General features: G+C 76.5%; 3 protein-coding genes. 1 reads left to right on the forward strand and 2 read right to left on the reverse strand.

The annotated features are described in order from the left end of the window. Both DQW85_RS25015 and DQW85_RS25020 read right to left on the reverse strand, forming a co-directional pair. The coding region (locus tag DQW85_RS25015) for a glycerol-3-phosphate dehydrogenase/oxidase (RefSeq protein WP_240197411.1) at positions 1–1,311 on the reverse strand (1,311 nt) is incomplete at its 3' end. Beyond that, positions 1,304–1,813 (reverse strand): TetR/AcrR family transcriptional regulator, encoded by a 510-nt coding sequence (locus DQW85_RS25020; RefSeq protein WP_113702439.1) that lies wholly within the window; start codon positions 1,811–1,813, stop codon positions 1,304–1,306. The genes DQW85_RS25020 and DQW85_RS25015, both read right to left, overlap by 8 nt. Positions 1,814–1,845: 32 nt before the next feature. On the opposite strand from DQW85_RS25020, the gene DQW85_RS25025 reads away from it, so the two are divergent. Beyond that, positions 1,846–2,936: FAD-binding oxidoreductase (locus tag DQW85_RS25025; RefSeq protein WP_162795356.1), on the forward strand; the 1,091-nt coding region annotated here is incomplete at its 3' end.

Genomic DNA, 2,936 nt, shown 5'->3' on the forward strand with positions numbered 1-2,936 from the left:
CCCGCTCCCCGGCGCGCCGACGAGGGGGAGGCGGGCGGTGCGGCAGGGGGCCGCCGGGAGGTCCGCCGCCGACACCGCCCGGTCGACCGCGTCCTCGGCCATGCGGCGGTAGGTGGTCAGCTTGCCGCCGACGACCGTGACGAGCCCTCCGTCCGCCAGCACCGCGTGCCGGCGCGAGAGATCGGCCGTACGCGCCCCGGGTACCCCGACGCGCTCTTCGGCCGCCAGCAGCGGCCTGAGGCCCGCGTACGCGCCCGCGACCGCCTCTCTGGCCACCGGTACGCCGACGATCGCGTTGAGGACGTCCAGGAGCGCCCTGATGTCCTCCTCGGGAGCCTCGGGCACGTCCGGGACGGGGCCCTCGACCGGCTCGTCCGTCAGGCCCACGTACGCCCGGCCGTCCGCCTGGGGCAGCACGAGCGCGAACCGGTCGCCCGTGCCCGGGATGGGCACGTGCAGCCCGGCCGTGAGCCCCGGCAGAGTGCCCGGCCGGAGCACCAGGTGCGTGCCCCGCGAGGGTCGCAGCCGCACCCGGGGGTCCAGTTGACCCGCCCACACGCCGGTCGCGTTGATCACGGCCCCGGCGCGGATCCCGAACTCCTCGCCGGTCAGCTCGTCGCGCACGCGGGCACCCTGGCCGGTCAGCTCCAGGGCGCGGCAGCGGGTCAGGATCCTCGCGCCGTGCCCGGCCGCCGTCCTGGCGATGGCCACGACGAGGCGGGCGTCGTCCAGCAGGCGGCCGTCCCACGACAGCAGCCCGCCGCGCAGGCCGTTCTCGTCGAGGAACGGCGCGAGCCGGTGCGCCCGCGAGGCGTCGAGCCGGGTGGGACCGGGCAGCAGGTGACGCGGCGTGCGGGCGGCGGCGCGCAGCGCGTCGCCGAGCCGGTAACCGGCCATCACCATGGCCTCCTGCCTCCGGGAGACAGCGGGCGTGAGCGGCATCAGGTACGGGTGCGCTTTGACCAGGTGGGGGGCGGTGCGCCGCAGCAGGACGCCGCGCTCGACCGCGCTCTCACGGGCCACGCCGACCTGCCCCCTGGCCAGGTACCGCAGGCCGCCGTGCACCAGCTTGGAGCTCCACCTGGACGTGCCGAAGGCCAGGTCGTGCGCGTCTATCGCGGCCACGCTCAGGCCGCGCGAGGCGGCGTCCAGCGCGGCCCCCGCGCCCGTCACCCCCAGCCCGACCACCAGCACGTCCACCCGCTCCTCGGCGACCCGGCGCAGCTCCCGCGCCCGGCGCGCGGCGTTGAGCGACGTGCCCCACCCCACGTCCCGTGGGTCGTCAGCCGCGGTGTGACGGGAGCTAGCCAAGGTATCCCTCCAGCAGTGCGGTCAGCTCGGCGTCGAGGTCGTCGAGCGTCACGGGTCCGGTCATGGTGGGCGCCGACATCAGGAACGACTGTGCCACCAGCAGCACCGCCCTGGCCTTGCCGGGGTCGCCGACGGCGCGTTCGAGGACGTCGAGGACGGCCTCGTGGGTGGCGCCCCGCTGGCGCAGCAGGTAGGGCAGCAGCAGCTCCGGGTCCGCCTCCACGATCTTGCGCCAGAGCGGATGCCCGCGCAGCCGCCGGACGCCCTCGACCACGGCCGCCACCGGGTCGGACATGTCGAAGTCGGCCAGCGCCCCCACCCATTCGCGGGTCATCAGGTCGGCGACCAGCGATCGGACGTCCGGCCAGCGGCGGTAGATGGTCATCCGGGACACGCCCGCCCGGCGGGCCACGTCGGTGAGCGTGGTGCGCCGCACCCCGTAGGCCAGCACGCAGTCGCGGGCCGCGTCCAGGACGCCGTCATTGTGACGAATCGACGTCATATGTCACAGTGTAGAGCATGACCCGAGAACCCATGCTGTGGTCCGGCTGGGGAGACCCCGCCCGGGCCCGGGAGCTGTCCGAGCAGGTCCGAGCGCTGCTGCGCGACCTGCTGGGCGTGCGCTCGCCCGACGCCCCCGCCGTCCCCCTGGAGTCGGTACGCCTGGCGCCGGTCGCGCTGCCGGCCGCCCACCTGGAGGCGCTCGGCGGCGTGGCGGGGCCGGAGCACGTGCTGACCTCCCCCGAGGCGCGGATCCGGCACACGCGCGGAAAGTCGACGCCCGACCTGCTGCGGATGCGGGCCGGAGACGGCTCCGACGCGCCGGACGCCGTCGTGCTGCCCGGCTCGCACGAGGAGGTCGTCGCGCTGCTCGGGCTCTGCGCCCGTGAGCGGATCGCGGTGGTGCCGTTCGGCGGGGGGACGTCGGTGGTGGGCGGGCTGGTGGCCTCCCGGTCCGGGTACGCCGGCGTGGTGGCGCTCGACCTCGGCCGGATGGACCGGCTGCTCGCGCTTGACGCGGAGTCGAGGGTGGCCGAGCTCCAGCCCGGCCTGCGGGCGCCCGAGGCCGAGCGGCTGCTGGGGGAGCGCGGGCTGACACTGGGGCACTTCCCGCAGTCGTACGAGTACGCCACCCTCGGCGGGTTCGCGGCGGCGCGCTCCAGCGGGCAGGCCTCCGCCGGTTACGGCCGGTTCGACGACATGGTGGTGGGCCTGACCGTGGCCACCCCGTCGGGCACCCTGGAGCTGGGAAGAGCGCCCAGGTCGGCGGCCGGGCCGGACCTGCGGCAGCTCGTGCTCGGCTCCGAGGGCGCCTTCGGCGTCATCACGTCACTGCGCCTGCGCGTCCGGCGGGCGCCCGCCGCGAAGGCGTACGAGGGGTGGCGGTTCCGGTCCTTCCAGGAGGGGGCCGCCGCGCTGCGCGCCCTCGCCCAGGAAGGGCCGCTGCCGACCGTGCTGCGGCTGTCGGACGAGACCGAGACCATGGTCGGGCTGGCCGAGCCGGACGACCTCGGCGGCGGCGGGGCCGGGTGCCTGGTGATCGCCGGCTACGAGGGGGAGGCGGGGCCGGTGGCCGCCACGCGGGCCGGGGCCGCCTCGGTGCTCACCCGGCTCGGCGGGGAGCC

The sequence above is a fragment of the Nonomuraea lactucae genome, assembly GCF_003313395.1.
Taxonomy (GTDB): Bacteria; Actinomycetota; Actinomycetes; order Streptosporangiales; family Streptosporangiaceae; genus Nonomuraea; species Nonomuraea lactucae.

Coding starts and splice junctions, on each gene's coding strand:
- DQW85_RS25020 (WP_113702439.1), bottom strand. CDS start 1,813: ATGACGTCGATTCGTCACAATGACGGCGTCCTGGACGCGGCCCGCGAC.